Here is a 24,753-nt window from a genome sequence, read left to right as displayed (position 1 = left end):
GAGGCCAGACCAGGGTCGCCCCCGAAGCTCACGTCCCCAGCCGGGCCGCGATGCTTCCGGGAGCGTCCCGGCCCCAAACGCCCCAATGTGGCGTTGGGTGCGTCCAACGCACCCAACGCCACATTGGGGCGCATCGCCCGGACCCCGTCAACGAACCTCAGACGCACGACACTAGCTCCACAACCGGTCGTGGCTCGACTCCCCGTCCCAGTGCGTCGTCTCGGCGAAGAACACCGGATCACGGGGGTCGAGGTGGCGGCGCAGCAGCTCCTCGTCGACGTCGCCGAACCCCAGGCCCGGCGTGTCCGGCACCGTGATGTGGCCGTTCCGGATCAGCGGGCGGGGCAGGCCGGTGACGAGGTCGCTCCAGAACTCCACCTCGGCGGCGTGGTGTTCGAGGGCGAGGAAGTTCTCGGTGGCGGCGGCCAGGTGCACGCACGCCATCGTCGCGATCGGCGACGCCGCCAGGTGCAGCGCCATCGCGATCCCGCGTTCCTGCGCGTAGTCGCCGATCCGCTTGGTCTCCGCGATGCCGCCAGCCGTCGCCGGGTCGGGGTGCGCGACGCGGATGGCGCCCGCGTCCAGCAGCGGCCGGAAGCCGTCGAGCAGGTAGATGTCCTCCCCCGTGCACGTCGGGACGTCGACGGCGGTGGTGAGCTGCCGCCACTGGTCGGTCAGCTGCCACGGGATCAGGTCCTCGATCCACGCCAGGGTGAACGGCTCCAGCGCCCGGGCGATCCGGATGCCGGAGTCGAGGGCGATGTGACCGAAGTGGTCGGCGGCGAGCGCGATGTCGTAGCCGACGACGGAGCGGACGATGTCCACATAGGACACCAGGTGGTCGACGCCCTTCGCGGTGACCTGGATGCCGGTGAACGGGTGCATCGTCGTGGCGTCCGCGCGGGCACCCGGCGGCGCGATCAGCGCCCCCGGCACGTCCCACAGCAGGTCGATGCCCACGTCCATCTTCAGCATCGTGAACCCGCGCTGCTTGCGGTCCAGCAGCCGGACGCCCATCGCGCGCGGGTCCGGCAGTGACGGCGTGTCCGCGTAGCAGCGGATCTCGTCCCGGAACCGGCCCCCGATCAGCGCGTACGCGGGCACGCCATACGCCTTGCCCGCCAGGTCCATCACCGCCATCTCGACGCCGGAGACCCCGCCGCCCTGCCGGCCGTGGAACCCGAACTGCTTGATCTTGCGGAAGATCTTGTCGACGTCGCAGGGATTATCCCCGACGAGCCTGCTCTTGAGCATCAGCGCGTAGGTGGCACCGGCCCCGTCGCGCACCTCCCCGTAGCCGGACAGGCCCTGGTTGGTGTCGATCCGGATGATCGACGAGCGGAACGGCACCCCGGCCACATTGGCCACCCGCAGGTCGGTGATGCGCAGCTTGCTCGGCCGGGACGCCGTCGCGACGTGCTCCTCCGTGATCTCGCTCATCCCTTCACCGCTCCCGCGGTGAGGCCCTCGGTCAGGAACCGCTGCCCGAAGCCGTACATGAGCACGACCGGGATGCTGACCAGCAACGAGGCCGCGGCCAGCTGCCCCTGCGGGACGACGTCGCCGAAGATCATCGACTGCATGCCTACGGGCAGCGTCTTGTAGTCGTCCTTGGTGATGAACACGAAAGCGAACAGGAACTCGTTCCACGCGTTGGTGAGCGTGAACAGCGCGACCGCGAGCAGGCCCGGTTTGGCCAGCGGCAGCACGATCCGGCGGAACGCCCCGAACCGCGTGCAGCCGTCGACCAGCGCGGCCTCCTCGAGCTCGGCCGGGATCGACTTGAAGTAGCCGACGAGCAGCCACGTCGCGAACGGCAGGGTGAACGTGGGGTAGGCGAGCACGAGCGACCACAACGAGTCGTTGAGCCCGATCCCGCTCATCAGCTGGTACAGCGGGATGAACAGCAGCGCGCCCGGCATCACGTAGGTGAGCAGGATCGTCACCGTGAAGCTCTCCGAACCCCGGAACTTCAGCCGGGCCAGCGCATAGCCGGCCAGCGCCGCGCAGACCAGGGCGATCACGGTGGACGCCACCGACACCAGGATCGTGTTGAGGTACCAGGTGCCGAACGCCCGGCCCGAGAACAGGTTGGTGAACTGCTCGGTGCTCCACGGTGTCGGCCAGAGGTCGTCGCCGCGCGCGACGATCTGGTCGTCGGACTTGAAGGCCGTGACCGTCATCCAGTAGATCGGGGCGAGCACGAAGCCCAGCAGGCCTGCGAGCGCGACCCCCGAGCCGCCGCCGGCGACCAGGCGAGCGGCCAGCCGGTTGCCGCGCGCGGCGAGCGTGGAGACGACCCGGCCGACGGCGGCCGCGAGCACCACGAACACGCCCAGCACGAGCGCGGCCTTCCAGACGATCTGCGGCGACGCCCAGACCAGCACGAGCACCGAGCCCGCGACGATCACCCACGGCAGCGCCCGGCGCTGGACGGGACTCAGTGACCTACCCCGCCCCATATCGGCCGCGCCCGGCTGGTCGCTGCGGCGCATCATCCGCACGAGGATCACCACGAGGACGGCGATGATCGGCAGCATGACCAGCGTGACCGCGGCGCCCGCGCCCAGCTGCAGCTGCTGGATCGCCTTCGAGTAGGCCACCATCACGTACGGGGCGGTGGCGTCGCCCGGTCCGCCCTGGGTCATCAGCCAGATCAGGTCGAAGTTGTTGAACGTCCAGATCGAGGACAGCAGCACCGTCACGATCATGACCGGGCGCAGCCCCGGCAGCGTGATGTGCACGAAACGCTGCCACGACGAGGCGCCGTCCACCATCGCCGCCTCGTGCAGACCGCTGTCGATGGCCTTGAGCCCGGCGAGGAGCGTCACCGTGAAGAACGGGACGCCCTTCCAGACGTTGACCAGGATGACCGCCGGCAGCGCGAGCGCGGGATCGGACAGCCACTCCGCGGGCCACTTGTCGACGAGCCCGATCGCGGCGAGGGCGGGCCCGATCCCGGAGTCGGTGAGCAGGACGTTGACGCTGCCGAAGATCGGGTCGAGCAGCGACCGCCAGGTGAAGGCCGTGACGACCGTCGGGATCACCCACGGCAGCAGGATCACCCCGGCGATGATCGCCCGGCCGCGGCGCATGTGGTGCAGCATCAACGCCGCGATGAGCCCGAAGACCACCTTGAAGATCTCGGCGTAGGCGGTGAAGACGAACGAGTTGAGCACGCCCTTGTGGAACACCGCGTCGTCGATGAGGGCGGTGTAGTTGTCCAACCCGACGAAGACGGTGTCCGCACCGTGGCGCTCGGTGGCGCTGGTGACGACCGAGCTGATGATCGGGACCAGGATCAGGCCGGCGACCAGCACCAGCGTCGGCCCGATGAACACCGCCGCGAGACGCCAGTCGCGCCCGAGCCGCCGCTGGGCCGGGGTGAGCGAGGACGACGCGCCCGGCGCCGGACGGGCCGGCGCCGGGTGTGTCCTCTTCGGACGCAGGACGGTCACTGCCGGTAGCCCTGTTGCTCGAAGATCTGGACGATCCGGGTGTGGGTCGAGGCCACGGCGTCGGCCGGCCGGGTGCCCTGGATGACCGACTGCATCATGTCGGTCAGCAGGTAAGCGGCGGTGGCGGCTTGCTCGCCGGGGCTCGGCGCCTGCGGGAAGGCGTACCCGGTCTTGGTCTTGATCGGGAGCGCCGCGCGGGTCTGCTCGCGCAGCGCGGCGAAGGCCGGGTCACCGGTGGTGTAGTACGGGTCGGAGTCCCACACCTTGTCCCACGAGGGATTCACCAGGCACGGCGCTTCCTTCGCGACACCGAGCAGGGCGCTCCCGCCGACCATGAACTTCGCCACCAGCTTGGCGAGGTCGGGGTTCTTCGCCCCCTTGAACACGACGAACGAGTTGGACTCGCCGTACGCGAGCGGCCGGTCGAGCGCCGGTCCGGTGGCCCCGTTGAACGGGTGGGTGTTGGCGTAGACCGGGTTCTTCTTGGTCTTCGAGTCGGCGTAGACGCTGAACTGGTTGAGCGTGAGCCCCAGGATCTGGGCCAGCCAGTTCTCGTTGTTGCTCGAGTCGGTCCAGCTCCCGATTCCGGGCGGCAGCATCGGCTTGTACTTCGGGTTCGTGTAGATGTCGCCGATGAACGTGACGGCTTCGACGGTCTCCGGCGAGTTGAACGTCACCTTCGTGCCGGTGTTGTCCGCGATCGCCCCGCCGTAGGTGTTGATGACGTTCGCGATGAAGCCGTTGGCGTCGCCGGAGCGGTTCACCGTGAGCCCCCAGCCGAAACGCCGCTTCGCCGGGTCGGAGACGGCCAGCGCGTTGTCGCGCAGCTCTTCCCACGAGTAGTAGGGCTTGAGCGGGAGACCCTTTTCCTGGTACCAGTCCTTGCGCAGGTACATCCCGGTCGCGATGAAGTGGTACGGGATCGCGAACCAGCGCCCGTCGAACACGCAGTAGTTGGCCGCCTCCGTCGCGGGTTCCCCGTAAAGCGCTTTCATCTCGGTGACCACGTCGGTGACGTCGGTGAGGGCGCCGAGGTTGTGGAGCTGGCCGACGAACCGCCGGTCGCTCATGAAGGCCAGGTCGCGGTTGGTGCCCGCCTTCACCTCGGCGTCCATCTTCGCGACCATGTCACCGGCGTCGCCGGAGACCAGGTCGTTGCGGACCGTGGTGCCGGTGGCCTGCGCGAACACCTGCAACGACTTGTCCAATGCCTTGTTCGCGGCCTCGGAGTACAGCTTCTGCGAGAGCATCCCCGCCGACCCGCCGCGCAGCGCGGCGGCCTGATCGAGCAGTGCCTTGGGGACCTGGACGTCGACCTGCGGTGCGGGTGCGGGGCCGCTCCCGCACCCGGCGAGACCGAGCACGCCCAGCGCGCTCACTCCCGCGCTCATCCCGAGGAACGTGCGTCTCGACAGGTCCGTTTTCTCTTCCATGACAACTCCTCTCGCGTCCGATCGAGCGGACGCGTACCGACGGGGCGACGGTGCAACCGGCGGGACAGCGAGGCGAGCGCCCCGCTGCGGGTCGTTCATGCGGCGAAGGACGCCGAACTGGTGCATGCGGTGTGGATAACACCGAAGTCGAGGTGCGCGCGGGCGTCGCGGTGGAAGAAGTTCTCGCCCAGTAACAAGGTTCGGTCCGGATGTCCGGCCGCCGCTGCGAGGAAGGGCGCGTCGACGTGTTCGCGGGCGAGCGGACGACGGGGCTCGACGTCACGGGCCGGCGGCCGGCGGCCCGCACGCGCGACGCCCGGTCCGGGGCCGGTCGGTCCCGGCCGGATCGGCGGGATCGCGGGTGCTGCCATGCCTCGTCCGTCCTCGTCGTCGGTTCCGGATCCCGGTCGTGCGGTGTGCTAGCGCCGCCGGGTGGCCCGCTTGGTTCGCTGCGTCTGCGCGATGAGCGTGGAGTTGTTGCTCAGGTGCTTGCGCATCGCCGCGCGGGCCCGTTCCGGGTCGCGCGCCACGAGCGCCTCGTAGATCTCCGTGTGGTCGGTGGTGGCGCAGCGCAGCGCGGCCGGCCCCTCGTTGGTGATGCGCCGGCTGGCCGTGCCGAGCCAGCGGGCGGAGTACATGATCCGGTCCAGGATGCGGTTGTCGGCCGCCCGGCAGATCTCCATGTGGAACTCGTGGTCGACCTCGAGGTAGGCCTCGGGATCCGCCTCCAGCACCGACATCCGGTCGATCTCGGCCCGGAGCCGGGCCAGCGTCTCGTCCGTGACGGTCGCCGCGGCCATCGCGGCGAGTTCCGGTTCGAGCAGCACGCGCAGCTGGTGCAGCTCCTGCAGCAGCTCGCCGACGATCTCCGCGGGCAGCCACTCGATCAGCAACGGGCTCAGGTAGTCCCATTCCGCGCGGGGACGCACGACGACGCGGCGGCCCTGCGCGACATCGACGATATCGAGCGAGGCGAGGATCTTGAGCGTCTCCCGCGCCACTACACGGGACACCCCGAACTCCTGGGAGATGTCGAGCTCCGACGGGGCCCGGCCCTCCTTGAACTCGCCGCTGACGATGCGCCGGGTCAGGTGGGCCGCCACCTGCACCGGCAGAGTCCGGACCTTGACAGCATCCTGTGACTCTTGTCTCCTTTGCATGTCATCAGCTTATCGGACAAGTTGGACCTCGCGACAGTCCATTCGTACGCACTACCCGGCGGCGGGAGAACAATGCGGATCGTGAACGTCACGACGGCGGTGGTGGCCTACCACGGTCAGGCCACGCTGGTGCGGATCGACACCGACGAGGGCATCAGCGGGTTCGGCGAGGCCAATCCCGACGCCGGCGCGGGCGCCGTCGTCGGGATGATCGGCTTCCTGGCCCCCCTCCTGATCGGCGAGGACCCGCGCAACGTCGAGCGGTGCTGGGAGAAACTGCGGCGCGGCAAGGTTTTCGCGGGTGTCCAGGGCGGAGTGTCCGTGATCGCGCTGTCCGGGATCGAGCTCGCGCTGTGGGACATCGCGGGCAAGGCCGCGGGCCAGCCGGTCTACCGGTTGCTCGGCGGGAAGTTCCGCGACCGCATCCGCCTCTACGCCGACTGCGGCGACGGCGACGACCCGGCGGGCTCGATCGCCGGGTGCGTCGACCGGGCCCAGCGGATGGTCGCCGAAGGCTTCACCGCCATCAAGTTCGACATCGACAACCTGCGTCACCCGGCCAAGTTCGACGATTTCAACCACACGATCAACGCCGCCGAGCTGCGCTCGATGGTCGAGCGCGTGGCCGCCGTCCGGGAAGCGATCGGACCGGACGTCGATCTGGCCATCGACCTCCACGCGCGCTACGACGTGCCGAGCGCGTGCCGGATTTCGTGGGAGCTCGAGCCGTTCCGCCTGATGTGGCTTGAGGAACCGCTGCCGGCGGAGAACGTCGACGCGCTGGTGCGCGTGCGGGAGCAGACCCGCACGCCGATCTGCGCGGGCGAGAACCTCTACCTGCGGTGGGGATTCCGCGAGCTGCTCGAACGCGGCGCCGTGGACGTCATCGAGCCGGACGTGCCGAAGTGCGGTGGCCTCGCCGAGGCCAAGAAGATCGCCAACCTCGCGGAGCTGCACTACATCCCGTTCGCACCGCACCTGGTGTCGACGCCGCTGGGCACGATGGCCACGTCGCACCAGTGCGGCGCGATCCCCAACTTCCTGGTCCAGGAATGGCACGCCCTCGAGGAGCGCGCGGTGTGGGACAGCTACGTCCACGCCCCCGACGGGAGCGGCTCGATCGTCAAGGACGGCTACATCACGCTTCCCGACACTCCCGGCATCGGCGTGGAGCTCGACATGGACGGCGTCCGGGCCCACGCCGTCGCGGGTTACGGGGTGTTCGAGTAGCCGGTCACGCGAGCCGACCCGGCACCGTCCGCGCGGTCAGTACACAGTGGAGGGTCAGCTGGTGCTCGGCGGCCTGGTCCGCGTACCCGGTCAGGACGGCTCGTCGCCCTGGGCGTTCCGGCTCCGGTAGGCCGTGACGCTGGCCCGGTGCGCGCAGGTCCGGGTGCAGTACTGCTTCGAGCCGTTGCGCGAGAGGTCCACGAAAGTGCCCCGGCAGTTCGACCCGGCGCACACGCCGAGCCGAGCCGGGCCGAGCGTGGCGATCACGGCGGCCAGCGCGCTGAGCGTGGTCGCGGCCAGGTGCGCCGAGCAGCGGTCGGTGTCGGCGGTGACCTCGGTCCACCAGCGGTCGTGATCGTGGCGCAGCGCCGGGGTGGCGCGGCTGCGACGCAGGCCGTCGTTGATCAGGGCCGCGGTTCCGGCCGCGTCGGTGGTGGCTCGTTCGAGCACGGCACGCACCGTCTCGCGCACCGCGCGGACCTCCGCCAGGTCGGCGCCGGTGAGCCGCCGCGGACCGGTCCCCTGCTCCCCGGCCAGGCCTGCTGGGGAATGGGCGTCGAGGAAGTCCCGGAGCTGCGCCACGGTCTCGAGCGCGTCCTCTCCCTTGATCGGCTTCCAGGTGTTGGCGAGATCGACGGCCGTCCGGACCGCCGCGTCGGTGTAACACGCATCGAGCATTTGACGTGTCTCCTCACCGTTCCGTAACGTGACATCCAAAGCAGCTGTCACGTGTCACACCATACCGAGAGGAGACGACGATCCGAGCGGACGGGGCCCTCAGCGGCGAAACGGACCACTCCCCGGACGGGCGCCGGCTGGGGCTGGTCCTGGGGTTGCTGGTGCTGCCGCAGTACGTCGCCCTGGGCGCGCCGTCGGTGGCGCTGCCGGCCATCGGCCGCGGGCTCGCGGTGCCGTTCGGGGCCACGGCCTGGATCCTCGCCGCGTGGTCGCTGACGTCCGCACTCGCGATGCCGGTCGCGGGCCGGCTGATGGGCCGGTGGAGCCCCTTCCGGGTCCTCGTCGCCGGGGTCGTGACCCTCGCCGCGGGCTCGGCGCTCGCGGGAGCCGGCCCGACGCTGCCGGTCGTCATCGCCGGCCGGCTGCTCGGGGGCGCCGGGGCGGGCGCGACCGTGATCGCCGTCTTCGCCGCGGTCACCGCCCTTCCGGGGCGGGAACGGATCCGGGCGCTGGGGATCATCGCCGCCGCCAGCGCGACGGCATCGGCGTGCGGGACCCTGCTGGGCGGGGCGGTCACCGCCTGGCTGGGGTGGCGTGCCGTGCTCGCGATCCCCGTCGTCGCGCTACCGCTCCTGCCGGCCGCGTGGGCGAGCAGGCGCTCGTTCGCGCCTACCGGTGGCGGTGAGCCGGCCGGTCGGTTCGACGTCGTCGGCGCGGCCGTGCTGTCGGTGCTCGCCGGCGCGGTGATCACGCTGCTGCAGGCGCACTCGGTCGGTCTCCCGGCAGCGGTGACGCTCGTCGTGGCCGCCGCCGGGGCGCTCGCCGCCGCAGGACTGTGGTGGCGCGTGCGGCGCACGCCCGACGGGTTCGTGCCCCGCCGGGTGATCGCGGCCCGCGGCTTCCTGCCCGCCGGGGTCATCGGCGGGACGGTCTTCGCCGGCTACTACGGGGTGCTGTTCCTCGCCCCGTCCCTGATCGAGCAGGCCACGGGCGGCGGCGCCCTGGAAGCCGGCGCGCTCCTGGTCCCGGCCGCCGCCTGCTCGGTACTGGCCGGACGGCTGGTCGGCACCCTGACCGGCCGGTTCCCCGGCTGGCGGATCTCGGCCGGGCTGGCGGCCCTCACCGTCGTCGGCGTGCTCGTGGTCGCCGTCTTCACCGGGCCGGTTCCGGTCGTCGTCGGCACGGCGCTGACCGTGTGCGGGTTCGCCGGCGCGCAGGCCGTGCTGGTGGGCCTCGCACCGGAACTGGTCGCTACGCGCGACCGCGACACCGCACAGGGCCTGCTCACGTTCCTGATCTTCCTGGGCGGCGGGATCGGCCCGGCCGCGGTCGCGGGCCTGTCCGGCGTCGTGCCGGTGCCGGTGGCCCTCGCCGTGCTCGCGGCCCTGCCGCTGGCCGGACTCGTCCTCAGCCTGACCCGGCGCCCCGGCGCCTGACCCGCATCCGTACCGAGAAAGGGGCCCGCTGTGGCCGCCGAACCGTTCGAAGTCAGCGTCACCGAAGCCGAGATCGCGGATCTGCGTGACCGGTTGCGCCGGACGCGGTGGCCCGATCCCGAGCCGGTGGACGACTGGTCGCAGGGGTTGCCGCTGGCCTACGCGCAGGAGCTGTGCCGCAGCTGGGCCGAGGACTACGACTTCGGGTTCGCCCAGCGGCTGAACGTCTTCCCGCAGTACCGCGACACCGTCGACGGGCTGGGCGTCCACTTCCTGCACGTCCGCTCGCCGGAGCCGGCCGCGTTCCCGCTGGTGCTCACGCACGGGTGGCCGGGTTCGGTGCTCGAGTTCCTGGACATCCTCGGCCCGCTGACCGACCCGCGCGCGCACGGCGGGGACCCGGCGGACGCGTTCCACGTCGTCGCGCCGTCGCTGCCCGGCTACGGCTGGAGCGACAAGCCGTCGACGACCGGCTGGGGCGTCAAGCGCATCGCGCGCGCCTGGGACACGTTGATGGTGTCGCTGGGGTACGAGCGGTACGGCGCGCAGGGCGGTGACTGGGGTTCGGCGGTGTCCGGCGCGCTGGGCGAGGTGGCGCCCGAGCGGGTCGCCGGCGTGCACGTGAACCTCGGGTCCGTCGCGCTGGGCACGTTCGCCGACCCGACGCCCGCGGAGCGCGTGAACCTCGAGGCCGCGAAGGAGTTCCAGCGCACCGGCCGGGGATATTCGGGACAGCAGGCGACCCGGCCGCAGACGCTCGGCTACGGCCTCACCGACTCCCCCGCGGGCCAGGCCGCCTGGATCGCCGAGAAGTTCCGGGCCTGGACGGACAACGACGGCCACGCCGAGGACGCGGTGTCGCGGCAGCAGCTCCTCGACGAGATCTCGGTCTACTGGTTCACCGCCTCGGCCACGTCGTCGGCGCGCCTGTATTGGGAGAGCTTCGCCGAATTCCGGGACACGGTCACCGCGCCGTCCGGGCTGTCGGTCTACCCGCGCGACATCACGGTCCCGTCGCGCCGGGAGGCCGAGCGGCGGTTCACCGACCTGCGCTGGTTCGAGGAACTGCCGCGAGGTGGCCACTTCGCCGCACTGGAGCAGCCGGAGTCGCTGGTCGAGCAGGTGCGCGGGTTCTTCCGTCTCTTCCGCTGACTGTGCGTTCCTTCGGCAGCCGTGCGGTCCCTCCTCGAAGTGTCGGCGTGCAACCGTGTGGCGGCACTGTGCTCCCCCGGCTAGAAGGTCGCCGCCGCCGGGTTCGGCTGCCAGTTCGTCGAAGGGCCGGGCTTCCACCGGTACGACGCGAAACCCGTCTGGGACGCCCTGGCCGCAGCTGGTCTCCCCGCGCCGCACCCCCGCTGGCGCCCGTCGGGAGCTCACCACCTGTAACGGCCTCGACACCGTTCGCGACCTACGAAGACCAACTCAGCGAGGAGTGATCGATGGCCGTCGAGGTAAGTACCAGCCGCAGCTACGAAGACAAGTATCCGAACGGCGAGCACTTCGAAGCCTCGCGTCCGGAAGGAATCCTCTACGTGTACGGCGGCAAGGACCCCCAGGGCGACGACAAGGTCCTCGCCATCTACTCGCCGGGGAACTGGCAGTCCGTGAAGATCACGGAGGGCAAGGAGAAATGAGCCCCCGCGTCCGGCCCGCGCGGGCCGGACCGTCACCGGGCCGCAGCGCGTCGCCGAGTGCCCGGCCTCAGCGGTCCGGGCCGGCGCGTGGGGGCCGGGGTATCCACCGCCACAACGCGCCCGCCGCCGCGAAGCCGACCAGGCCGCTCGCCACGATTCCGGCGCCGAGGCCGGCCAACGCGGTCACCACGGACAGGATCAGGGGACCGGCGCCGGCGCCGATGTCCGCGAGCTCGTTCCAGATACCGATGTGCGTCGGCCGTCCCACCCGCGGCGACACGTCGGCGCCGAGCGTCATCACGATGCCCGACCCGATGCCGTTGCCGAAGCCCATCACCATGGCCACCACCATCAGCGACACCACGCCGCCCGCGAACGGCATGACGACGAAGGAAACGCCCAGCACGAGCGTCGCCGGCACGGCCACCCACCGCCGCCCGTGGCGGTCCATCACCTTGCCGGCCGGGTAGAACGTCAGCGCGTCGATGGCGCCGGCGACGCCGTAGACGATCGAGCTGGCGGTCGGCGACAGCCCGATGTGCGCCGCCCACAGCGGCACCACCGTCTGGCGGGTCTGCCGGATCGCCGACAGCAGCAGGATCCCGACACCCAGCGTCGCGTACACCCGCCACCGCTGCCGGAGCATCCCCCGCGTCGTGACGGCGGACGCGTTCACCCCGTCGCCGGCGGTGACCTCCAGGTCGGGCACCCGGAACACCAGGACGGCCGCCGCGACGATCGCGGCCAGGCTCACGTAGTACGCGCCCGGCAGCCCGGCGACCTGCATCGCCCCGGCCCCGGCGAACGGCCCGAGGAACACACCCACGCGGATGCTCCCGCCCAGCGTCGACAACGCCCTGGCGCGCATGTGCGCCGGGACGATCTCGGTCAGGTACGACTGGCGGGCCAGGCTGTAGACCGCGCTCGCCGCCCCGATCAGCAGGATCCCGCAGCCGTAGAGCAGCAGCGACGCCGGCCCGCGGCCCAGATCGACCAGGCAGGTCAGGACGCCCGCGACCATGACGGCCGCCGCCAGGAGCATCGACCGGCGCTCACCGATCCGGGTCGCCAGCATCCCGGCCGGGATGTTCGCGACCAGCGACCCGACGCCGAGCAACGCGGCGATCAGCGCGGCCGTCGACGTGCTCGCCCCGCGGTCGATCGCGCTCAGCACGACGACCGGCAGCACGGCTCCCTCGGACAGCCCGAACAGGACCGCCGGCCCGTACGCCGCCGCGGCGACCGAGCGCAGGCGAAAGTCTTCAACCATCTCCGGCCATCATGCGCGACCGGCGCGGGCGGCCGGAGCCGGGGGTGATCAATGTCGCTTCACGAATTCATGCGTTGACCAGGGCCACGGCCAAGCGTTCACGATCGACGTCCGTGGCGGCACCGCGAAACCCTCGGCCGCCGGCCGGATCCCGCACCCGCAGTCGGCCAGGTGGAAGGACGGACCGGTCCGCTGGATCCGGGCTACGACCACGAAACCGGTGACGACCCAGTCGATACAGGTCCCCGACGGACAGCAGATCGGCACGTTGACCAGCTAGCCCGAACCAACACCCTCAATCGATGAGAATCCGCGTCCCTGATCGGTTCGGCGGTTTCCGGAAAGCGCTCGAATTGCCGTTCTCCACCACGATTATTGCCGCGCGTCCGCACCATCGATCCATGGCCCAGCCGAGGGAGTTTCGATGCGTGCTTTCGTGCTCGTCGTCTTGGTGGGTGTCATTCTCGGAGCGTGCGAGTCCGTCGCCCAGCAGTTGTTCGGCCGGGTCGGCACCGGTTCGACCACGCGCTCGGGAAGCAGGTGACGGCGACCGCCGCGGCCGGCCGGTCAGCAGTAGACGTTGCCGCAGACCGCCAGGATGAACGCGGTGGCGGACAGGGTTTCGGTGGCGCCGTTCTGGGTCAGGGTGACCGAGACGGTGACTTCGTCGTCGCCGGTCAGTCCGTCGACCCGGCAGCCGGCCGTGGTGGTGCACAGGCCGGGTGCGGTCTGGTAGCCGGCCGGGACGTGCCAGGTGTAGGTCGTGCCGGCGGCCGCGCCGCCGACGGCGAACCCGGCCGAGTAGGGGCCGTGGAACTTCGCGCTGTTGTGGCAGTTCCCGGTGTAGGAGCCCACCGGACCCGGTGAGACCTGGCACCCGTAGGTCTCGCCACCCAGGGCCGCTGCGGGTCCGGCGGTCAGCACACCGATGCCCGCCGCCAGCATGACGGTCGAAACCAGGGCCGCACTCTTGCGCATGGGTTACCTCCGGAACTGGTGGTTCCTCTGTACGACACAGGGACGATACCCAGCGCGACATCCCTCAGGTAGCGCCGGACGAGTGCGGGGAATTCCGTCAGGCGAGCGGGAAACGGACGCCGATCAGGAGGACGCCCCGCCGACGGGGTGTCAGGAACTTTCCAACTCGCCCACAGCCACTCGTGGCATCGGTCAATGCGGATGTAACGCCCGTTGCGGCACGGAATTGCGTGGAATCGCCGACCATTGTCGCTTGTGGACGGGACGGGGAACCGCAATAGTCGCCAGGCGACGAAATCGAGTCTCGAAAAGGGAGTCCGATTTAGTCGGATCTGCTGGATTTGACCCCTACGACCAGGGAGCTGCATATGCGGCGTTCGTCGCTCATACTCCGGCCGGCGATTCTGGCCGCCGTCGGTGGCTTGGTGCTGGCCGGATCCATTCAGCCGGCCGGTGCGGCCGCGCCCGCGGCGAGCGCCGGGACCGCGTCGCAGGCGGTGATCGTGGTGCTGGGCGACCAGATCGCGTCAGCGCCACCGACGAAAGCGGCGTCCGGGAGCAGACGCGACCAAGCGACCAGAGCGCAGAACGCGGTGCTGGGCAAGCTCACCGGCCCGGCGCCGGCGAACGTCAAGCACTTCGCGGTCGGCAACGCCTTCTCCGCGACCGTCAGCCCCGCGCAGGCCGCCGCGCTCGCGCAGGACCCCGCCGTGGCGTCCGTGCTGCCCGACAGCAAGGTCACGCTGCCCACGCCGAGCACACCGCCGGCGGCGGCGAGCGGAGTGGCGCCGAGCGCGCAGCCCCGGACGTCGACGGCGCCCGGCGCGATCTGCCCGGCCGACCCCGCGAAGCCGCTGCTGGAGCCGGAAGCGCTCACCTCGATTCACGCCTACAGCACCGACGGCTCGAAGAGCGCGGCCGATCTCGCCGACGGCTCGGGCGTGAAGGTCGCTTTCCTCGCCGACAACATGGACCCGAACTACGCCGACTTCATCCGGCCCGACGGGTCCAAGGTGTTCGCGGACTACCAGGACTTCTCCGGGGACGGCCCGGCGACCACGGACTCGGGTGCCGAGGCGTTCGGTGACGCGTCGTCGATCGCCGCGCAGGGCACCGTGGTGCACGACCTGTCGAAGTTCGTGAACCAGGCGCACCCGCTGCCGCCGGGCTGCAACATCGTGGTGAAGGGCGTCGCGCCGGGCGCGAGCCTGGTCGGGCTCAACGTCTTCGGCTCGACCGCGACGAACTCCGCGGTGCTGCAGGCCATCGACTACGCGGTGACCGTCGACCACGTCGACGTCATCAACGAGTCGCTCGGCCTCAACCAGTACCCGGACACCAGCTCGCGCGAGCTGTTCCAGGTGTTCAACGACGAGGCCGTCGCCGCCGGCGTCACGGTCACCACCTCCAGCGGCGACGCGGGCACGACGTCCACCATCGGCAGCCCGGCCACCGACCCGCTGGTCATCTCCGCCGGCGCGACCACGGACAACCGGCTCTACGCGCAGACCACGTACGCGGCTTTCCCGTTCTCCAACGGAAAGTGGGTCAGCGACAACATCTCCGCGCTGTCCTCCTCCGGCATCACGCAGAACGGCCGCACGATCGACCTGGTCGCACCCGGTGAGGGCAACTGGGCCGACTGCGAACCGGGCTACGCGGAGTGCCAGACGTTCCAGTCGCCGCCGCAGGGCGCGGACCTGGAATCCTTCGGTGGCACCAGCGAGTCGGCGCCGCTGACCGCGGGCGTCGCGGCGCTGGTCATCCAGGCCTACCGCGGCACGCACCACGGCGCGTCGCCGACGCCGGCCCTGATCAAGCAGCTGATCACCGGCACCACGCGCGACCTCGGCTTGCCGGCCGACGAGCAGGGCGCCGGCCTGCTGGACGCGCGCGCGGCCGTCGAGGCGGCCTCGACCGCACCCGGCACCACCGGCGCCCCGGCCGGGGTGTCGTCGAACATCGCGCTCTCGACCGACCAGCTGACCCTGGACGGCGCGCCCGGCAGCACGCAGACCGCGACGGTCAAGGTGTCGAACATCGGCACCAAGCCGCTCACCGTGTCCACCGGCACGCGCGGGTTCGCGACGGCGTCGACGCAGACCCAGACCGTGCCGTTCGACGCGGCCAAGCTGCCGATGTTCACCTACTACAACGGCGCGCAGTGGGCGCAGAAGACGGTGAAGTTCAGCGTCCCGCCGGCCACCGACCGGCTGCTGACGAGGATGGCGTGGCAGGGCAGCCCCAAGACGGTCAACGGCGCCCCGGTCACCCCGGTCGTACGGTTGACGCTGCTCGCGCCGGACGGCACGTTCGTCGCGAACAGCCGGCCGCAGGGTGGCGCGGCGACGGCGAACTACGCCAACGTGGACGTCCGGCACCCGGTCGCGGGCACCTGGACGGCGGTGCTGTACTCGGTCGCGGGCGCGTCCGGGTATACCGGTGACATCCAGCTGGCCGCGGACGCGCAGCGCGCCGTGCCCTACGGCCAGGTCTCGCCCCAGATCCTGAACCTGGCGCCGGGCCAGACCAAGCCGGTCAAGGTCGCCCTGCCGACCCCGGCCTCGGGCGGCGACGCGGACTACTCGGTGACCTTCGGCAGCTCCGACGGCCACCAGACGTCCGTCTCGGCGGTGCTGCGCTCGCTCATCCCGACCGGCAACGGCCCGGGGGCCTTCAGCGGCACCATCACCGGCGGCAACGCCCGCGCGTTCTCCCCCGCGCAGACGTTCAGCTACGAGTTCGACGTGCCGCGGGGCAAGAAGGACCTCGACGTCGCCGTGCACCTGTCCGATCCGGGTACGGTCCTCGACGGCGTCCTGGTCGACCCGAACGGCGAGCTCGGCGACGTGAACAGCAACATCTCCCTCGCCTCGCCGACGACCGTGTCGCAGGGCACCGGGCTGCAGCTGACCGACGCGAACCCGCTGCCCGGGCGCTGGCACCTGGTGCTGGTGGTGCAGAACCCGGTGACGGGCAAGCAACTGCAGCAGCCGTTCACCGGCACGGTCGCCTTCGACCGGGTCTCGGTGTCCGCGCCGGCGCTGCCGAGCGGCGGCAAGCTGGCCGCGGGCCAGGCGGTCACGGTGCCGGTGACCGTGCACAACACCGGCATCGAGCCGATCGCGATCGGCGTCGACGCCCGCACCAACACCGCGCAGACGCTGCAGCCGGTCCCGGTCGGCGGCCAGACCGAGGTCGACCTGCCCGAGCCGGGCTCGATCGCGCCGGTCTACGAAGTGCCGCCGGACACGAGCAAGCTGACGGTGGCCACCTCGTCGACCAGGCCGGCCCAGGTGGAGCTGCAGAGCTCGGCCGCCGGGATCGACGTGCTCGGCGACCTGAAGCAGGCCCAGGCCGGCAGCACCGTCTCGGTCGCCACGATCGGGGAGAAGAAGGGCTACGTCACCAAGGGCATCTGGTTCGCCGACGTGCAGGAGCTCGGCCCGTTCGGGCCGGCCGGCGCCCCCGCCGGGCACGCGAGCTACACCTCGTCCCTGGTGACCGCGGGCTTCGACCACGCCGTGACCTCGTCCACCGGAGACCCGTACGACCAGGCGATCGACCCGGCGGGCACCGGCGGCACACCGGTGATCATCCAGCCGGGCCGGACGGCCACCGTCCAGGTGACCATCACCCCGTCCGGGGCCCGCGGCACCGACGTCACCGGCCACCTCAACCTGGTGACCGTCCCGACCCTGCCCACCGGCTCGACCGGCCTGCCGGAGGAGGGCACCGGCGAGGTCATCACGACCCTGCCCTACCACTACCGGATCGGCTGAGCCGAGCACCGGGCCGCCGGTTCCCCCCTCGGGAGCCGGCGGCCCGTCGCCGTCCGGGTCGCGGAACCGCGGGCTAGCGTGAGCGCCATGGACATCACCATCCACACGACCGTCCTCCCCCACGACGACCCGGACGCCTCGCTGGCGTTCTACCGCGACGTGCTCGGCTTCGAGGTCCGCAGCGACGTCGGGAAGGGCAAGATGCGCTGGATCGCGGTCGGCCCGCCCGGTCAGCCCGGCACGTCCCTCCTCCTGGCACCCCCCGGCGCCGACCCCGGCATCACCGACGCCGAGCGCCGCACCATCACCGAGATGATGGCCAAGGGCACCTACGGCTGGATCATGCTCGCCACCCCCGACCTCGACGCCACCTTCGAGAAGGTGCAGGCCGCGGGGGCCGAGGTCGTCCAGGAGCCGATCGAGCAGCCCTACGGCGTCCGCGACAGCGCCTTCCGCGATCCCGCCGGCAACCTGGTCCGCATCCAGGAACAACGCTGAGCCCGTTAATCTCGGGCCATGGCCACCTCGCAGCCCGCGCCGCTGCCCGTGCAGAAGCGGGCCTGGGACACGCGTGAGCGCATCCTGGCCGCCGCGGTCGCCTGTCTCGCCGAGGACGGCTACGCCGCGACGACGACTTCGCGCATCCAGGAACGCGCCGGCGTCTCCCGCGGGAGCCTGCTGCGCCGGTTCCACCAGGTCGGCGACGTCGGCGGGCGTGCTCGGCAGCGTGGTGCGCACGGCCTTGAGCGGCCGGTCTCGGGATCGGCTTTGATCTCGTAGGCCCGTTCGAGGCAGAACCGCCGTTCGCCCTCGGTCGCCACCAGTTCGGCGAGCCACCGCCACGCCGGCTCGTAGCCGTCGTCCTTCGCCAGCGCGACACCCAGCAGTTCCCGGGCCCGCGCCGGGTCCGATGCCCGGAGCCCGATCGCCCGATGGGTGAGCGCGACCGCGGTGTCGGGTTTCTCCGGCACGGGGACAGACCTCCGAAATCGGTTTCGCTGAGCGCCCCACATTAGGCAGCGCCCGCTTACCCGATCGATGCACCTCTGTCCCCCGATGTGTCACCACCGCGGTGCCGCCGGCCACTGTGGACGGCCGGCGGCACCCGGGCCGTCAGGCGAGCGGGCCGTACAGGCTGTTGCCCGGCGCGTCGGCGTCGGTGCCGGTGAAGTACTGCCGGGTGGCGGCCGAGATCTCGTCGTGCGAGAGGTAGCCGCTGCCGTCGGTGTCGAGCAGGCCGAACGTGTACTCCGCGTCGGTCTCCGGGGTGCCGTAGCCGACCTGCAGGCGCACCCACTCCGACCGGCTCAGCTGCCCGTCGCCGTCGGCGTCGCCCATCGCCAGCAGCGCGTCGATCGCCGGCTGGAACAGGTCCTGGTACCGGTCCTCGCCGGCGAACACCGTCATGCCGCCGGTGAACTCCGCACGCGACACCCGGCCGTCACCGTCGGCGTCGAGGTTGCCCACCAAGGACTCCCAGACCCGCTGGAAGCCCGCGGTGACGGCCTGCGCGGCGGCCGTCTCGGTCGCGTACCCGAACGCGGCGGCCACCTGCGCACCACGCTGCACGAAGTCTTCGTGCTCGATGAAACCGTTGCCGTCGGCGTCGAAGTGCCGGAAGAAGTTCGACCACTTGCGCTCGAGGAGATCCTGGGACACGGAGGCCCTTTCGTCGGAGAAACCTTGCGGCGCGTCACGGTAATCAGGGGTCACCCACCCCGGCCGAGAACGGTGATCACCACCCTGCGCAACCGCAAGCGGCCGGCGACGCGCTGCCCCATGACCCGTTGGGGAAGGAACCAGCGGAATCGGGCGACACGGCTTTACCGGGTGTTCGGCTCAGCGCACAGCGCGAACAAGAAATGCGACCGAGTGGTTGTGCGCCCCAGGTGATCGCGGTGCGCTTCGACGGTACGGGCGGTTACTCCGCCGCCGGGTGGGTGCCGCCGCGGGCTACCACCACCGGGCAGAGTGCGTAGGACATCATCGCCTGGCTCGTCGAGCCCAGGGCCAGCGCCGCCAGGCCGCTGCGGCCGCGGCTGCCCACCACGAGCAGCTGCGCCCGGTCGGCCAGGTCGAGCAGGGCCTGCGCCGGGCGGCCGCGCTGGACCAGCCGCTCCACCCGGACGTCCGGGTACCGCTCCTGCCAGCCCCCCAGCCGCTCGTCGAGCAGTTCGTTCGCCGACTGCTCGATCGCGTCGCCGTCCATCGTGCGGCGGCCTTCTTCGAAGACGCCGGCCAGGAACGTGTCGTGCCAGGCGTGGACCGCGACCAGCGGTGCGCCGCGCCAGGACGCTTCGTCGAACGCCACCGCGATCGCGTCTTCGCTCGCCGGGGTGCCGTCGACGCCGACGACCACCGGGCCTTCGGTGGGCGCTTCGTCCTCGGCGATATGGGGGCGGATCAGCGCGACCGGGCACTCCGCGTGCGCGGCCAGCGCCAGCGACGCCGAGCCGAGCAGCACCCGCGCGGCCGTCGAGAGCCCCGGCGTGCCGAGCACGATCATCGCCGCGGACGCCGACTCGGCGATCAGCCCCTCCGCGGGCTGTTCCGGGCGGAGCACGACTTCGGGGGTCAGGTCCGGCGCGACCTCGGCCACGGCGGCCCGGGCCGCGTCGAGCAGCCGCTGCCCCCGCGCGCCGACGAGTTCGTAGAGCTCGTCGAAGTTCCCGCCGGCGTGCGGATAGGCCACCGGCAGCTCTTCCGTGGCGTGCACGAGCCGGAGCCCGCGGCAGCGCGTCGCGGCGGCCCGCGCCGCCCAGCGGACCGCCGTCAACGCCGGCTCCGACCCGTCGACTCCGACCACCAGGTCTGTCGCGCTCGCCATCAGCGTCCCCGCCTTCCTCGTCCGGGACCCGAGTAAAGCACCGAACGCGGCCCGCGGCCCGGGGACGACGGCCCCCAGTGGGGTGACGGCTACTTCTGCCACTGCCCCGGTTTCGGCACCCCCGGCAGCGCGGTGGTGTTGTTCCAGCTGGTCTGCGGGTTGGCCAGGCCGCCGCCGGGCTGCTTCCACAGCTGGAGGTTGATCGGGCGGCCGCTCTCCATCGCCGCGGCGAAGCTGTGGTGGCCGTCGCCGGCGAGCTTGAGCTGGTTGGAGCCCGGCGGGTAGTAGACCTTGACGTCCAAGGGCTTGTCCATCAGGCCGTCCGCCTTCCACTTCGCGATCTTGTCGTCGATCACACCCTGGAAGACGTGCTCCTGCATCGGGGTCACGTCGCCGTAGTTGCTGCCGCTGATCTTCTGCGGCTCCGGCTTGAACGTGTACTCCCCCTGCAGCTTGCCGTTCGCGCCCGGCGGCGGCTGGTGGAAGTCGTCCTTGCCCGGCGGCGGCTTCGACGCCGGGTTGCCCGTGGTGCCCGGCGCGCCGCCCGCGTCCGGCTTCGGGTTCGACGGCCCGGGAGTGTCGGGCTTCGGCTCGAGGTTCGGCTTCGAGCTCTTCGGCGGCACCGGCGGCGGGGGCGGCTTGCTGCCCGACGGCGTCGTGGTGTCCGGCTTCGGTTTCGGTTTGGGCGGCACGACGGGCTTGCCGTTCGGCCCGAGCTTCGGCGGGATCTTCGGCTTCGAGCTCCTCGGCGGCACCGGGGGCGGCGTGGGCTTCGACGAGCTGCCGCCCGTGTTGCCGGCGTCGTGCCCGCCCCTCGGAGTCTGCGGGGCACCATTGCCACCACCCGCGGACTGCGAGGTGGTGCCGCAGTTCATCAGGCCCAGCGCGTCGAACTCCGCGTACGGGTCGGGCACGTAGGCGTACGGGTCCGGTCCCGGTTCCAGACCCAGCGGGTCCTGGCTCAGGTAACGCGCCGTCGCCGGGTCGTAGTAGCGGAAGACGTTGTAGTGCAAGCCCGTTTCGGCGTCGGCGTACTGGCCGGGGAACCGCAGCGGCGTCGGCGCGGCCGTCAGCTCCCGGCCGTGCGCGGTGCGGCGGCTGGTCCACACCAGCCCGCCCCGCTCGTCGAGCAGGTCGGTCGGCGTGCCGACGGCGTCGGTGACGAACGTGCGCACCCGCGCGCCCTGGGCGTCGCGCTCACGCTGCACGACCGGGGTGACGGTGCCCGGCAGGTGGTCCCACGTGACGATCCGGCCGGGCCCGGCCTCCTCGATGAGCGTGGTGCCGTCCCAGGTGTAGATCGTGGTGGCGGTGCTGCCGTCGGCGCCGTGGCGGGTCTTGCCGACGCGGCGGCCGAGCGGGTCGTAGTGGTAGCGCCACACCGTGCCGTCCGGCGTGGCCGCCGCCGTGAGGCGGTCCCCGGACCACGTGAACGTCACCGCGCCCTGGGTGACCCGCCGGCCGTAGCCGTCCTCGGTCACCGCGAGGTCCGAGGGCGGGAGCAACGTGCCGCCGTTGTCGTAGCGGTACTCCTCGCGGCCCTGGGCCGAGGTGACGCCGACGACGCGCCCGGCGGCGTCGCGGGTCAGCGCGGTGGTGCCGGTGACGTCGTCGTGCAGCGTCGCGAGCGTCCCGTTGGCCTGGTAGCCGAACGCCCGCCGCTGCACCGGGACGCTCCCGGCGGCGACGGCCTGCGTGGCGAGCTCGCCGTGGCCGCCGAAGGTCTGGCCGAGCTGGGCGGCCCCGTCGTGGCGGCCGATCACGCGGGACGCGGTGTCGTGGCGGTAGACGATCGCGTGCGGGCCGGCCAGCAGCCCGATCGGCCGGGCGAGGTCGTCGAAGAACCAGGTGCTCTCGGCGTCACCTGGGGTGCGGCGGTGGATGTAGCCCGACTCGTCGTACTCGAAGCTCACGCTGCGCCCGTCGACGGTCTCGCGCACGACGCGGCCCAGCTCGTCCCGCTCGAACTCCACTGTGGACTCGCCGTTCGCGGCGTGCGCCAGGTGGCCGACGGGGTCGTACCGGTAGGTGGTGGTGCGCTCCGGCGCCCGCACCTCGACGAGGTTGCCGATGACGTCGTGGCGGTAGGTGGTCACCAGCCCCGCCGGGTCGGTGGAGCGGACCAGCTGCCCGGCCGCGTCGTAGGCGTAGGTGCGGGTGCGCCCGGCGAAGTCGGTCTGCGCCTGCAGCCGCCCCAGCTCGTCGTAGCGGTAGACCCAGGTGCGGCCCTGCGGGTTGGTCACCGACGTCAGCCGCAGCTCGGTGTCGTAGCCGTACACCGTGCGCGCGCCCGCCGGGTCGATGAGCGCCGTCAGCACGTCGAACGGGCCGTACTCGCGGCGGGTGACGCGGCCCAGCTCGTCGACGTGCTCGGTCTCGTTGCCTTCCCCGTCGTAGCGCCAGGACGCGCGTTCCTGCCGCGGTCCGACCCGGGCGGCCGAGCGGCCCTCGACGGTCCAGCTGAGCGCGACCGTCCCGGTCGCGGTCGGCAGCGCCCGCGGCCGGCCGAACTGGTCGGGCTCCACGCCTTCGGGCGCGGGCGGCTCGTCACCGCCGAGCGAGATGGACGTGGCGACGCCCATCGGAGTGGTGCGCGGATCCGGCGCGTCGTCTTCGTACCGGCGGTGCCAGGTCGTGCCTCCACTGTGGACGGTGATCGCGGCGGGCCCGCCCGCGTCACCCTCGATGAGCACCACGGAGCCGTCCGGCCGGTGCACCTGGGTCAGGGTGCCGTTCTCGTCGTAGCCGTAGCGGGTGGTGCGGCCCAGCGGGTCGGTGCGGGAGAGCAGGCGGTCGTAGCGGTCCCATTCGGACAGCGTCACGCCGCCGATCGGGTCGACCTCGCGCACGACCTGGCGCGCGTCGTTGAGGTGGAACTCGGTGACGTGCCCGAACGAGTCGGTGTGGCGCGTGAGGTGGTCGTCGTAGGCGAACGTGCCGTCGAGGAAGCCGCCGTCGCCGGTGGTGCGGACGCACCGGCCCCGCTCGTCGTAGGTGTAGGCGTAATGGACGTCGTTGCGGTCCTGCCACGACGTGAGGCGCCCGGCCTCGTCGTAGCCGAACCGCTGCGCCTGCCCGGAGGAGTTGGTCACCGCGGACAGGTGGCCCTGCGGGGAGTACTCGAAGCGCAGCGCCGTGACGTCCGGCAGGCCGTCGCCCAGGACGACGACCTCGCTCACCCGGCCACGCCGGGTCCGCAGGGCGACGCGGACGCCGTCCTCGCGGCGCAGCAGGGTCGGGGTGCCGAAGTCGTCGTAGAAGACCTCGACCCGCTGCTCGCCCTCGAAGGCGCGCAGCGGCACCACCCGCCCGGAGCCGGAGAACTCCAGCACGGCGTCGTCGGTGGTGAGGGTGAACGTGTCGCCGTCGCGTGTGAGCGGCCAGCGCGCGCCCTCCAGCGGCAGTTGCTCGCCGTCGCCGCGCGGGTAGACGAGGATCGTGCCGGCGGGAGAGAAGTAGCAGACATGCTCGTCGTCCACCTCGAGCCGCTGGTCCACAGTGGACGACCACGAGACGCCGAACCAGTGGCCCGCCCGGTAGGTCGACACGTGCGTGCGCGCCAGCACCAGCGAACCGAGCTCGAGGTCGAGCTGTTCGAGGATCACCTCGCCGCTCGCGATGTCGACGGGATCGTCCTTGCAGACGCGGTTGTCGGGGTCGGGAGCGGTGTCGCGCGGGTTGTTCGGCTTGTTCGACGACGGGCTGGTGCCGCCGCCCCCGGACGAGCCCTTCCCGCCGCCGCCGTTCCCGTTGCCACCGCCGTGGCCGCCGGGTGGGGTGTCGCCGTTGGTCCCGTTACCGGACGGCGACGTGCTGTCGTTCTTGGGCGGCGGCGGGCCGTCGTGCTTCGGCGGATTACCGTTCGCACCGGAGGTCGTGGTGCTGTCGCCGCCCTTGGGCTTGGGCTCCGGCGCCTTCGGCGTGCCGTCGATCTTCGGGGGCTTCTTCGGCGCGGCCACCTTGCCGGGCTTGATGTTCTTCAGCGCCTTCGCGGCGTCGCCGAACAGCGAGCCGGCCCGCTTCAGCAGCGGGATGAGCGCTTTGAGGGCCTTGACGAGGCGGGTGACGAGGTCGGCGATCTTGGACGCCGTCTTCGCGACCGCGCCGATCACCTGCGGCACGACCCAGGTCAGGCCGATACCGAGGGTGAACACGACCTGCAGCGCCCAGCTGATCAGGTGCCCGACCAGCTCGGCGATGATGTCGCGCACCAGGGACCGGACCGCACCGACCACTTCACCGGCGGTCTTCACGCCGCTGGAAGCGCCTTCGCAGCCCTTCTGCGCGCTCCCCAGCAGGGCGACGAGGTCCTGCGACTGCTGCCGGTAGGCGTCGGACGCCGGACCCGTCCACGACTGCAGGTCGGCCTTGACCATGTCGCCGAAGTCGGTGCCGACGCTCTGCAGCTCGCCCGCGATGTTCTTCCACGTCTCCGACTGGGCGGCGATCTCGTCGGCGTTGCCGGTGAGGCCGTTGAGCGCTTCCTTCAGCGGCCCGACGTGCTCGATCAGCCAGCCCACCCCGGCGGCGAGGATCGCGCCGAAGGGGTCCATGGCCATCGACAGCGCGTCGAGGGCGGTGCCGACCGCGCCCATCGCGACCGAGGCCCAGTCCCCGCTCTCGATCGCGGACTTCAGGTCGTTCGCCGTCTCCAGCAGGGAGATCCCCGAGTACGCCTTCGTCGAATCCTGCGTCGGCGCGATCAGCGGGTTGCTCATGTGGTGGAACCATCCTCAGTACCGAACCGCTCGCCGGCTCACCCTGACCGGCCCGAGATCTTTTCAAGCTACCAACTTCCCGGGAACCGGCGCCGCGACCTCCGGATCGGTTGCCCGTCCGATCACGCAGCGCCTCCTGTTCGGGCAAG

General features: G+C 71.5%; 18 protein-coding genes. 7 read left to right on the top strand and 11 right to left on the bottom strand.

Translation table 11 applies throughout. The features are described 5' to 3' along the window. Positions 1–171: 171 nt before the first annotated feature. The 5 genes from ACLJQZ_RS27825 to ACLJQZ_RS27805 form a co-directional block, all read right to left on the bottom strand. Entirely contained in the window at positions 172–1,440 is a 1,269-nt protein-coding gene (locus ACLJQZ_RS27825) for a mandelate racemase/muconate lactonizing enzyme family protein (protein ID WP_410622824.1), read from the bottom strand. Beyond that, a complete protein-coding gene (locus tag ACLJQZ_RS27820) occupies positions 1,437–3,458 on the bottom strand; it encodes an ABC transporter permease subunit (RefSeq protein WP_410622823.1) in 2,022 nt (673 codons plus the stop codon). The genes ACLJQZ_RS27825 and ACLJQZ_RS27820 overlap by 4 nt, the downstream gene beginning before the upstream one ends. Then, a complete protein-coding gene (locus ACLJQZ_RS27815; RefSeq protein ID WP_410622822.1) occupies positions 3,455–4,891 on the bottom strand; it encodes an extracellular solute-binding protein in 1,437 nt (478 codons plus the stop codon). The genes ACLJQZ_RS27820 and ACLJQZ_RS27815 overlap by 4 nt, the downstream gene beginning before the upstream one ends. Before the next feature lie 95 nt (positions 4,892–4,986). Then, the gene (locus tag ACLJQZ_RS27810; protein WP_410622821.1) at positions 4,987–5,262 is read right to left on the bottom strand and encodes a hypothetical protein; all 276 of its coding nucleotides are present in this window, start codon (positions 5,260–5,262) and stop codon (positions 4,987–4,989) included. A gap of 48 nt (positions 5,263–5,310) precedes the next feature. Continuing rightward, positions 5,311–6,000 (bottom strand): FadR/GntR family transcriptional regulator, encoded by a 690-nt coding sequence (locus tag ACLJQZ_RS27805; RefSeq protein ID WP_410622820.1) that lies wholly within the window; start codon positions 5,998–6,000, stop codon positions 5,311–5,313. Between the two features lie 123 nt (positions 6,001–6,123). On the opposite strand from ACLJQZ_RS27805, the gene ACLJQZ_RS27800 reads away from it, so the two are divergent. Beyond that, positions 6,124–7,281 carry a mandelate racemase/muconate lactonizing enzyme family protein gene (locus ACLJQZ_RS27800; protein WP_410622819.1) on the top strand — a complete coding sequence of 386 codons (1,158 nt, stop codon included), beginning with the start codon at positions 6,124–6,126 and terminating at the stop codon, positions 7,279–7,281. A 90-nt stretch (positions 7,282–7,371) separates the two neighbouring features. On the opposite strand, the gene ACLJQZ_RS27795 is transcribed toward ACLJQZ_RS27800, so the two are convergent. Beyond that, positions 7,372–7,959, bottom strand: a complete 588-nt coding sequence (locus ACLJQZ_RS27795) for a CGNR zinc finger domain-containing protein (protein ID WP_410622818.1) — start codon at positions 7,957–7,959, stop codon at positions 7,372–7,374. Between the two features lie 161 nt (positions 7,960–8,120). On the opposite strand from ACLJQZ_RS27795, the gene ACLJQZ_RS27790 reads away from it, so the two are divergent. The 3 genes from ACLJQZ_RS27790 to ACLJQZ_RS27780 all read left to right on the top strand — a co-directional run bounded on the left by ACLJQZ_RS27790 (position 8,121) and on the right by ACLJQZ_RS27780 (position 11,029). Further along, complete coding sequence (locus ACLJQZ_RS27790) at positions 8,121–9,395, top strand: MFS transporter (protein WP_410622980.1); 1,275 nt, start codon at positions 8,121–8,123, stop codon at positions 9,393–9,395. Between the two features lie 30 nt (positions 9,396–9,425). Then, positions 9,426–10,547, top strand: a complete 1,122-nt coding sequence (locus tag ACLJQZ_RS27785) for an epoxide hydrolase family protein (protein WP_410622817.1) — start codon at positions 9,426–9,428, stop codon at positions 10,545–10,547. Between the two features lie 287 nt (positions 10,548–10,834). Then, positions 10,835–11,029, top strand: a complete 195-nt coding sequence (locus ACLJQZ_RS27780) for a hypothetical protein (protein WP_410622816.1) — start codon at positions 10,835–10,837, stop codon at positions 11,027–11,029. Positions 11,030–11,096: 67 nt separating this feature from the next. On the opposite strand, the gene ACLJQZ_RS27775 is transcribed toward ACLJQZ_RS27780, so the two are convergent. Further along, positions 11,097–12,299: an MFS transporter gene (locus tag ACLJQZ_RS27775; protein WP_410622815.1), complete on the bottom strand. Its 1,203-nt coding sequence runs from the start codon at positions 12,297–12,299 to the stop codon at positions 11,097–11,099. 567 nt (positions 12,300–12,866) lie between these two features. Beyond that, positions 12,867–13,277: a hypothetical protein gene (locus ACLJQZ_RS27770; RefSeq protein WP_410622814.1), complete on the bottom strand. Its 411-nt coding sequence runs from the start codon at positions 13,275–13,277 to the stop codon at positions 12,867–12,869. A 368-nt stretch (positions 13,278–13,645) separates the two neighbouring features. Here ACLJQZ_RS27770 and ACLJQZ_RS27765 point away from each other — a divergent pair, with 368 nt between their 5' ends. From ACLJQZ_RS27765 to ACLJQZ_RS27755, 3 genes are all read left to right on the top strand, one after another. Beyond that, positions 13,646–17,059, top strand: coding sequence for a S8 family serine peptidase (locus ACLJQZ_RS27765; RefSeq protein WP_410622813.1), 3,414 nt, complete (start codon positions 13,646–13,648; stop codon positions 17,057–17,059). A gap of 87 nt (positions 17,060–17,146) precedes the next feature. Further along, a complete protein-coding gene (locus ACLJQZ_RS27760) occupies positions 17,147–17,557 on the top strand; it encodes a VOC family protein (protein WP_410622812.1) in 411 nt (136 codons plus the stop codon). 18 nt (positions 17,558–17,575) lie between these two features. Next, on the top strand, positions 17,576–17,839 hold the full coding sequence (locus ACLJQZ_RS27755) for a helix-turn-helix domain-containing protein (RefSeq protein WP_410622811.1): 264 nt from the start codon (positions 17,576–17,578) through the stop codon (positions 17,837–17,839). Between the two features lie 333 nt (positions 17,840–18,172). Here the strand turns inward: ACLJQZ_RS27755 and ACLJQZ_RS27750 are convergent, their stop codons facing one another. From ACLJQZ_RS27750 to ACLJQZ_RS27740, 3 genes are all read right to left on the bottom strand, one after another. Beyond that, entirely contained in the window at positions 18,173–18,718 is a 546-nt protein-coding gene (locus ACLJQZ_RS27750) for an EF-hand domain-containing protein (protein ID WP_410622810.1), read from the bottom strand. A 262-nt stretch (positions 18,719–18,980) separates the two neighbouring features. Then, positions 18,981–19,886, bottom strand: a complete 906-nt coding sequence (locus ACLJQZ_RS27745) for a universal stress protein (RefSeq protein WP_410622809.1) — start codon at positions 19,884–19,886, stop codon at positions 18,981–18,983. Positions 19,887–19,975: 89 nt separating this feature from the next. Continuing rightward, complete coding sequence (locus ACLJQZ_RS27740; protein WP_410622808.1) at positions 19,976–24,604, bottom strand: RHS repeat-associated core domain-containing protein; 4,629 nt, start codon at positions 24,602–24,604, stop codon at positions 19,976–19,978. Between the last annotated feature and the right edge of the window lie 149 nt (positions 24,605–24,753).

This window comes from Amycolatopsis sp. cmx-8-4 (assembly GCF_046548675.1).
GTDB lineage: Bacteria > Actinomycetota > Actinomycetes > Mycobacteriales > Pseudonocardiaceae > Amycolatopsis.
Note: the sequence above shows the minus strand (reverse complement) of the source record. Positions and strands in the feature narration are given on the sequence as shown.

Bases quoted from the DNA above. Each gene is read 5' to 3' on its own strand.
- ACLJQZ_RS27800 (WP_410622819.1), top strand. From the start codon at position 6,124: ATGCGGATCGTGAACGTCACGACGGCGGTGGTGGCCTACCACGGTCAG.
- ACLJQZ_RS27755 (WP_410622811.1), top strand. From the start codon at position 17,576: ATGGCCACCTCGCAGCCCGCGCCGCTGCCCGTGCAGAAGCGGGCCTGG.
- ACLJQZ_RS27815 (WP_410622822.1), bottom strand. From the start codon at position 4,891: ATGGAAGAGAAAACGGACCTGTCGAGACGCACGTTCCTCGGGATGAGC.
- ACLJQZ_RS27775 (WP_410622815.1), bottom strand. From the start codon at position 12,299: ATGGTTGAAGACTTTCGCCTGCGCTCGGTCGCCGCGGCGGCGTACGGG.
- ACLJQZ_RS27765 (WP_410622813.1), top strand. From the start codon at position 13,646: ATGCGGCGTTCGTCGCTCATACTCCGGCCGGCGATTCTGGCCGCCGTC.
- ACLJQZ_RS27745 (WP_410622809.1), bottom strand. From the start codon at position 19,886: ATGGCGAGCGCGACAGACCTGGTGGTCGGAGTCGACGGGTCGGAGCCG.
- ACLJQZ_RS27795 (WP_410622818.1), bottom strand. From the start codon at position 7,959: ATGCTCGATGCGTGTTACACCGACGCGGCGGTCCGGACGGCCGTCGAT.
- ACLJQZ_RS27780 (WP_410622816.1), top strand. From the start codon at position 10,835: ATGGCCGTCGAGGTAAGTACCAGCCGCAGCTACGAAGACAAGTATCCG.
- ACLJQZ_RS27740 (WP_410622808.1), bottom strand. From the start codon at position 24,604: ATGAGCAACCCGCTGATCGCGCCGACGCAGGATTCGACGAAGGCGTAC.
- ACLJQZ_RS27770 (WP_410622814.1), bottom strand. From the start codon at position 13,277: ATGCGCAAGAGTGCGGCCCTGGTTTCGACCGTCATGCTGGCGGCGGGC.
- ACLJQZ_RS27760 (WP_410622812.1), top strand. From the start codon at position 17,147: ATGGACATCACCATCCACACGACCGTCCTCCCCCACGACGACCCGGAC.
- ACLJQZ_RS27825 (WP_410622824.1), bottom strand. From the start codon at position 1,440: ATGAGCGAGATCACGGAGGAGCACGTCGCGACGGCGTCCCGGCCGAGC.
- ACLJQZ_RS27810 (WP_410622821.1), bottom strand. From the start codon at position 5,262: ATGGCAGCACCCGCGATCCCGCCGATCCGGCCGGGACCGACCGGCCCC.